At 65.2% G+C, this 7337-nt stretch carries 6 protein-coding genes and 1 rRNA gene; 6 read left to right on the top strand and 1 reads right to left on the bottom strand.

Features of this window, described 5'->3' with window-relative positions; genetic code table 11:
• The 6 genes from rrf to AC56DV_RS01295 all read left to right on the top strand — a co-directional run.
• Positions 1–111 (top strand): 5S ribosomal RNA (gene rrf / locus AC56DV_RS01320); the annotation flags it as partial.
• A 143-nt stretch (positions 112–254) separates the two neighbouring features.
• Entirely contained in the window at positions 255–2150 is a 1896-nt protein-coding gene (locus AC56DV_RS01315; protein ID WP_496312510.1) for a methyl-accepting chemotaxis protein, read from the top strand.
• Positions 2151–2162: 12 nt separating this feature from the next.
• Positions 2163–2972: a CheR family methyltransferase gene (locus AC56DV_RS01310; protein ID WP_496312509.1), complete on the top strand. Its 810-nt coding sequence runs from the start codon at positions 2163–2165 to the stop codon at positions 2970–2972.
• 79 nt (positions 2973–3051) lie between these two features.
• Positions 3052–3492: a chemotaxis protein CheD gene (locus AC56DV_RS01305; protein ID WP_496312508.1), complete on the top strand. Its 441-nt coding sequence runs from the start codon at positions 3052–3054 to the stop codon at positions 3490–3492.
• On the top strand, positions 3489–4571 hold the full coding sequence (locus tag AC56DV_RS01300) for a protein-glutamate methylesterase/protein-glutamine glutaminase (protein WP_496312507.1): 1083 nt from the start codon (positions 3489–3491) through the stop codon (positions 4569–4571). The genes AC56DV_RS01305 and AC56DV_RS01300 overlap by 4 nt, the downstream gene beginning before the upstream one ends.
• Before the next feature lie 8 nt (positions 4572–4579).
• Positions 4580–5818, top strand: a complete 1239-nt coding sequence (locus AC56DV_RS01295) for an EAL domain-containing response regulator (RefSeq protein ID WP_496312506.1) — start codon at positions 4580–4582, stop codon at positions 5816–5818.
• Here the strand turns inward: AC56DV_RS01295 and AC56DV_RS01290 are convergent.
• On the bottom strand, positions 5787–6998 hold the full coding sequence (locus AC56DV_RS01290) for a sensor histidine kinase (RefSeq protein WP_496312505.1): 1212 nt from the start codon (positions 6996–6998) through the stop codon (positions 5787–5789). The two genes, AC56DV_RS01295 and AC56DV_RS01290, sit on opposite strands and share 32 nt — an antisense overlap.
• Between the last annotated feature and the right edge of the window lie 339 nt (positions 6999–7337).

Here is a 7337-nt window from a genome sequence, read left to right as displayed (position 1 = left end):
TGATGACCATAGCAAATCGGTCCCACCCCTTCCCATCCCGAACAGGACCGTGAAACGATTTTGCGCCGATGATAGTGCTGCAACCAGTGTGAAAGTAGGTTATCGTCAGGCTAGTTATATGAAGAACCCCCTCCGGTGATCCGGTGGGGGTTTTTTGCGTTTGTGGCTTGCTGCCTGCTTTTTTCCCCGTCTCTATTGCTTGCATGTAAGCCTGGGCCTAGCATGGGAAGACATAACGGGACTGGAGGGGGACCATGCTGGGAAAATTCTCGATCGGGAAGCGTCTTGGTTTTGCGTTTGGCTTGTTGACGTTGTTGTCGCTGCTGTTCGGCCTGATGGCTTACAGCGAAATCTCCGCCATGAACCGCCAGTGGCAGACCGTCAAAGAGGATGCCATCGCCAAATCCAACGCCACCACCAAGGGCTCGGTGGCACTGGGCAGCGCGGTGCAGATGTTCAAGAATTATGTGCTGCGCGGCGAAGACTACGACAAGCGCCTGATCGCCCAGCTGGAAATTATCGACAGCGTGGACGACGACTACAAGGCCACCGGCCGCATCACTCCAGAAGAGGAACGTATCCTCGCCAAGGTCCACCAGGACACCATCCTCTACCGCGCCGCCCTCAACAAGATCGTTGAACTTCGCGCAAGTGGCGTCAAAGATGCCGAAACGCTCGATAAATCCGTCAGCGGCGCCGACAAGCCGCTGGCCGACGCACTGGAACAGCTGCGCAAGATGACGGCCCAGACCACCAAGGCCTCCGATGACAAGATGACCGAAGTGAGCGCCCGCGCGCGCCAGCTCATCGTTGCCGCGCTGGTGCTGCTGGTGATCCTGTCGGTGCTGGGCGCCGTCTTCATCACGCGCAGTATCACGCTGCCCCTGAATAACGCGGTGCAGGCCGCCAACCGCCTGGCCGACGGCGACCTGGCGGTGTCGCTGCAGTCCGAAGCGAAAGACGAAACCGGGCAGCTGCTGCGCGCCATGGGCAATATGGTGGCCAAGCTGACGCAGGTGATCGACGGCCAGCGCGCGGCGGTGCAGGCCGCCAACAAGGGCGACTTCAGCAGCCGCGTCGACCTGCAAGGCCTGCAAGGCTTCCAGAAAGAGATGGGCGAAGGCTTGAACCAGCTGGTGGCCACCACCCAGGGCGGCATTGACGACATGGTGGGCATGATGGAGGCCATCGCCGGCGGCGACCTGACGCGCACTATCGACAAGAAATACGAAGGCGCCTTCGGCGAGATGATGGGCTTTGCCAATTCGGCGGTGGCCAGGCTGTCGCAGGTGGTGACCGAAGTGAACGACAGCGCGGCGGCGCTGGCTGCGGCCTCCGAGCAGGTCAGCGCCACGGCGCAGTCGCTGTCGCACGCTGCCAGCGAACAGGCGGCCAGCGTGGAGGAAAGCAGCGCCTCGATGGAGCAGATGACGGCGTCCATCAGCCAGAACACCGAGAACGCCAAGGTCACCGACGCCATGGCCAGCAAGGCTGCGACGGAGGCCACCGAAGGCGGATCGGCGGTGAAGGAAACCGTGGCGGCGATGAAGCAGATCGCCGCCAAGATCGTCATCATCGACGATATCGCCTACCAGACCAACCTGCTGGCGCTGAACGCCGCCATCGAGGCGGCGCGCGCCGGCGAGCATGGCAAGGGCTTCGCCGTGGTGGCGGCCGAAGTGCGCAAGCTGGCCGAGCGCGCGCAGGTGGCGGCGCAGGAAATCGGCTCGGTGGCAGGCAGCAGCGTGAACCTGGCGGAGAAGGCCGGCACCCTGCTCGACTCCATGGTCCCCAACATCAAGAAGACCTCCGACCTGGTGCAGGAAATTACCGCCGCTTCCGAAGAACAGGCCACCGGCGTCAGCCAGATCAATATGGCGATGGGCCAGCTGAGCCAGACCACGCAGCAGAACGCGGCCGGTTCCGAGCAACTGGCCTCGACCGCCGAAGAGATGAGCAGCCAGGCCGAGGAACTGCAGCACACCATGTCCTTCTTCAACGTGGGCGCAGTGGCGGCGCCGGCGCTGCCGATGCGCGGCCGCGCCGGCGTGCGCCAGCCGCCGTTGCGCAAGGCCGCTGCGCGGCCCGCGCCGCGCAAGGCGGCGGCGTCGGATGGTGAACCGGATGAATCGCAGTTCACGCGTTTCTGATAATCTGACGCGATGACTGTCGAACCCATCTCCGATCGGGAATTTACCCAGTTCCAGCGCTTCATCTACGAGGTGGCCGGCATTACGCTGGCCCCCGGGAAGAAGGCGCTGGTCAGCGGCCGCCTGGCCAAGCGGCTTGCGCATCACAAGCTGGCCAGCTACGGCGCCTATTTCAACATGATAGCCAGCGGGCAGTCGCCGGCCGAAACCCAGACCGCCGTCGACCTGCTGACCACCAACGAAACGTACTTCTTCCGCGAGTCCAAGCACTTCGACCTGCTGCGCAAGCTGGCCGCCGAAGCGCTGACGCAGCGGCGCCCGTTCCGGGTGTGGAGCGCGGCCTGCTCCACCGGCGAGGAACCGTACAGCATCGCCATGGTGCTGGACGACGTGCTGGGCGCGCAGGAATGGGAACTGTACGCGTCCGACATCAGCACCCGCGTGCTGGCGGCGGCGCGCACCGGCCATTACGTGCGCGAGCGCACCAGCCACATTCCCCCGGCTTACCTGAAGCGCTACTGCCTGCGCGGCGTGGCCGAACAGGAGGGCACGCTGCTGGTGGAGAGGAGCTTGCGCCAGCGCGTGCAGTTCCACCAGGTGAACCTGAATTCGCCCACCCCGCCCAAGTTCGGCCAGTTCGACGTGATCTTCCTGCGGAATGTGCTGATCTACTTCAGCCCGGCCACCAAGCACGAGGTGGTGGGGCGTCTGCTGGCGGCGCTGCGGCCCGGCGGCCACCTGCTGATCGGCCACTCCGAGAGCCTGCACGACATGGCCGGGCCGCTGCAGGTGCTGGCGCCGTCGGTCTACCGCAAGGTATGAGGCCGGCATGGCCGTCATCGACGTTTTCTTGCTGCCAGGCCAACACTTTGTCGGCGATGCACGGCACAGGATACGAACCTTGCTCGGTTCCTGCGTATCGATTACGCTTTGGCATCCACTGGCGCGGGTGGGCGCCATGTCGCACTTCCTGCTCACCATGGGCGACAAGGACAACAAGAACGTGGGACAGCTCAATGGGCGCTATTGCGAAGACGCGCTGGAACTGATGCTGGCGGAGCTGGAGCAGGCCGGCGTCAATCCGGCCGAATGCCAGGCCAAGGTATTCGGCGGCGGCATGATGTTCCCCGGCATAGAGCGCAGCGACGGCATGAGCATAGGAAGGCGCAACGGCGAGACAGCTGAACGCCTGCTTCAGCAGCACAAGATACCGGTGGTGTCCGAGAGCCTGTTCGGCGTCGGTCACCGCCACATTATTTTCAACGTCAGGACCGGCGACGTGTGGGTGCGCCAGGGGCCGCCTGGCACACCCGGGGTCAAGTCGTTGAAGGAGCGTTTATGAAGAAGATCAATGTGATGGTGGTGGACGATTCGGCGGTCGTGCGCCAGGTCGTCACCGCGCTGCTCAACAAGGCGCCGGACATCCAGGTGCTGCACGCGGTGGCCGACCCCATCCTGGCGATGGAGCGCATGAAGACCGTGTGGCCGGACGTGATCGTGCTGGACGTGGAAATGCCGCGCATGGACGGCATCACCTTCCTGCGCAAGATCATGGCCGAACGTCCCACGCCGGTGGTGATCTGCTCCACGCTGACGGCCAAGGCGGCCAAGACCACCATGGAGGCGATGGCGGCCGGCGCCGTCTCCATCATCACCAAGCCCAAGCTGGAACTGAAGCAGTTCCTCAACGACAGCTCGGACGAACTGGTGGGCGCGGTGCGCGCCGCCGCGGTGGCCAACGTGCGCCGCCTGGCCGGGCGCGCCGTGCCCTTGCAGCCGGTGGCCAAGCTCACCGCCGACGCCATCCTGCCGGCCGCCGACGGCCGCGCCATGACGCAGACCACCGAGCGCGTGGTGGCCATCGGCACCTCCACCGGCGGCACGCAGGCGCTGGAAGTGGTGCTCACCTCCTTGCCGCGCGTTTCGCCCGGCATCGTCATCGTGCAGCATATGCCGGAGAAGTTCACGGCGGCCTTCGCCGAGCGCCTGAACTCGGTGTGCGAAATCACCGTCAAGGAAGCGCAGACGGGGGACCGCGTCACGCCGGGCCGCGCGCTGATCGCGCCGGGCGGCAAGCACATGCTGTTGCGCCGCAACGGCGCGCAGTATTTCGTGGAAGTGATGGACGGCCCGCTGGTGAACCGGCACCGGCCGTCGGTCGACGTGCTGTTCCGCTCCGTGGCCAAGTGCGCCGGCTCGAACGCGCTGGGCGTGATCATGACCGGCATGGGCGACGACGGCGCGGCCGGCCTGCTGGAGATGCGCAATGCCGGCGCCTACACGGTGGCGCAGGACGAAGCCAGCTGCGTGGTGTACGGCATGCCGAAAGAGGCGGTCAAGCGCGGCGGCGTGGAACGCACGGTGACGCTGGAACAGATCGGCCGCGAGATCGTGCAGCAGATGAATTCCTTCCTGGCCTGAGGCCGGCCATGGCTGACTGGAGCGGCTGCACGGCAATGGTGGTGGAGGACAGTCCTGTCCAGCGCGACCACATGGCCGGACTGCTGCGCCAGGCCGGCTTCGGCGACGTGCTGCTGGCCTGCGACGGCATCGACGCGCTGCGCAAGCTCAATGCGCGCGGCGTGCCGGTGGAGCTGCTGCTGACCGACATGGACATGCCCGGCATGGACGGCACTGAGCTGATGCGCCATGTGTGCGAGCTGGAACTGGCGGCCAGCCTGGTGGTGGCCAGCGCGCGCGAAGAGCGGCTGCGCGAAGCGCAGGCCGGCATGGCGCAGCGCGCGGCGCGCCTGGTGCTGCTGGGGACCGCGCTCAAGCCGGTGCATTTTGACGTGCTCAGAGAAATCCTGGAACGGGCCGGCGCCGGCCAGCTGCGCCAGGCCACCGCCACCGGCTTGCCGGCGCCGGCCGAAGTGGAAGCGGCGCTGGCGGACGGGCGCTTCCTGCCGTATTACGAGCCGCGCATCGAGATCGCCAGCGGCATGCTGCGCAGCCTGGACGTGCAGCCGTGCTGGATGCATCCGGAGCGCGGCCTGATACGCGCGGCGCGCTTCCTGCCCGCTTTGCAGGGCACTGAATGGATCGCGCCGCTGACGGCGGACATCGCCGCGCAGGCCCTGCGCCAGCTACGCGCCTGGCACGACATCGGCCTGATCTCGCTGGGCTTGTCCATCAAGCTGCCGGCGGAAACGCTGGCCGACCGCGGCCAGGTCGACCAGCTCAGCGCCCTGGTGCGCGAGCTGGGCGTGGAGCCGCGCACCGTCACCTGGGAATGCCAGGAATCCGTGCTGGCGGGCGGCGCGCCGCTCACCATCGCCAACCTGGCGCACCTGGGCGTGCGCGGCTTCGGCCTGGCGCTGGGCGGCTACCGCGCCGGCCACACCACGCAGCAGCAGATGGCGCGCTGTCCGCTGACGGAATTGCGCATCGACCCCGTCATCGTGCACGAAGCGTCGCAGCACCCGCCGCGCAAGGCGCTGCTGCAGCAATCCCTGGCCGCCGCGCACCAGATGGGCATGGCAGCCGTGGCGGAAGGCGTGGAGCTGGTGGAAGACCTGGCCCTGCTGCGCAGCCTGGACTGCGAGCTGGCGCAAGGCGCGCTGGTGGCCGCGCCCATGCCCGGCAGCGCACTGGCCGGCTGGATCAAGAACAACCGCAGGCGGCTGAAGGAGTTGGCTAGCACATCGGCGCCGTCACCGGCAGCGTGAGCGTGAAGGTGGTGCCGGCGCCGGGCGCGCTGCGCACGTCGATGCGGCCGCCCAGGATATCGCTGACGATGTTGTGCACGATGTGCAGCCCGAGGCCGGAGCCGCCCACCCCCAGCTTGGTGGTGAAAAAAGGTTCGTAGATGTGCAGCAGGTTGTCCGCGCTGATGCCCTTGCCGTCGTCGGAAATGGTCAGCACCACGCTGCCCTGTTCCTCGCCGCCGGAGCTGATGGCGATGGTGCCGTAGTCGCGCCCGTCCAGGCCGTGCGTGATGGCGTTGGTCAGCAGGTTGGTGATGACCTGGCCCAGCGGGCCGGGATAGCTGTCCATCATCAGCGCCGGCGGGATGTCCTGCGTCACCGTGTAGGGCGTGCGGCGTATGGTGGGCAGCAACGTCAGCACATTGCCGGACACCACATCGGCCAGCAGGAAGGTGCGGCGCTGCGCGCTGGTCTGGTCCACCGCCACCTGCTTGAAGTTGGACACCATGTCCGCCGCGCGGTGCAGATTGCGCACCAACACTTCCACCGCCGTATTTGCATTCGACAGATAGCTGTCGAACACCGAGCGCTTCATCGGCTCGCCGCGGCCGAACATGGCGCGGATCTCGCTGGTCTGGTCCTCGAAAGCGCTGGCGATCATCAGGCTGTTGCCGATGGGCGTATTCAGTTCGTGCGAAATACCGGCCACCAGCGCGCCCAGCGCCGCCAGTTTTTCGCTGTGCACCAGTTCCTCTTTCGCGCGGTTCAGCTGCTCGAACATTTGCTGCAGGTCGCGGTTGGCCTTGCGCAGCTCCAGGTGGGTGTTAATGCGGGCCAGCACTTCCTCGATCTGGAAAGGCTTGGTGATGTAATCGACGCCGCCGGCTTCGAAGCCGCTCACCTTCTGGCGCGCGTCGGCCAGGCTGGTCATGAAGATCACGGGGATATCCCGGGTGGCGTCGCTGGCCTTCAGGCGGCGGCAGGCCTCGAAGCCATCCATGCCCGGCAGCACCACGTCCATCAGCACCAGGTCGGGCAGGCCGAATTCGGCGCGCATCAAACCTTCTTCCGCATGGCGGGCAATCAGCACCAGGAAACCACGGGAGGACAGGTGGTCGAGCAGGGCGGTCAGGAAGGACGGCGAGTCGTCCACCACCAGTATCGTTGGCGGGGTTCCGGCCGGCAGTTCATGTGGGACCATCCTGACTCCTGTCGAATAGCATCTATAGCTGCTTTGGAAAGTATATCGAAAAACACTGTTGCAAGGGCGGCCAGCCTTTGCTATAGTTCTGTCCCCGCGCTGCTGAACACACGCAGCGCTGGTAGAGAAGAAAAACGAGGGTTGACGGATGTAGCGACAAGCCTCATAATATCGCCTCTCTGCTGCTGAACAAAACGCTTCAGCAAGTAACGCAGAATTCTTTAAAAATTAACAGTCGATAAGTGTGGGCGTTTGATGATGATGCCGGAGGCGCAAGCCTCTTAGCTCAAATTATTAAACGCTTACACAATATATTAAACGTGACCTCGCAAGAGGAAT

It is taken from the genome of Massilia sp. BGA-UO-ETr-WB1 (assembly GCF_059567845.1).
Note: the sequence above shows the minus strand (reverse complement) of the source record. Positions and strands in the feature narration are given on the sequence as shown.

Bases quoted from the DNA above. Each gene is read 5' to 3' on its own strand.
- AC56DV_RS01300 (WP_496312507.1), top strand. From the start codon at position 3,489: ATGAAGAAGATCAATGTGATGGTGGTGGACGATTCGGCGGTCGTGCGC.
- AC56DV_RS01290 (WP_496312505.1), bottom strand. From the start codon at position 6,998: ATGGTCCCACATGAACTGCCGGCCGGAACCCCGCCAACGATACTGGTG.
- AC56DV_RS01315 (WP_496312510.1), top strand. From the start codon at position 255: ATGCTGGGAAAATTCTCGATCGGGAAGCGTCTTGGTTTTGCGTTTGGC.
- AC56DV_RS01310 (WP_496312509.1), top strand. From the start codon at position 2,163: ATGACTGTCGAACCCATCTCCGATCGGGAATTTACCCAGTTCCAGCGC.
- AC56DV_RS01295 (WP_496312506.1), top strand. From the start codon at position 4,580: ATGGCTGACTGGAGCGGCTGCACGGCAATGGTGGTGGAGGACAGTCCT.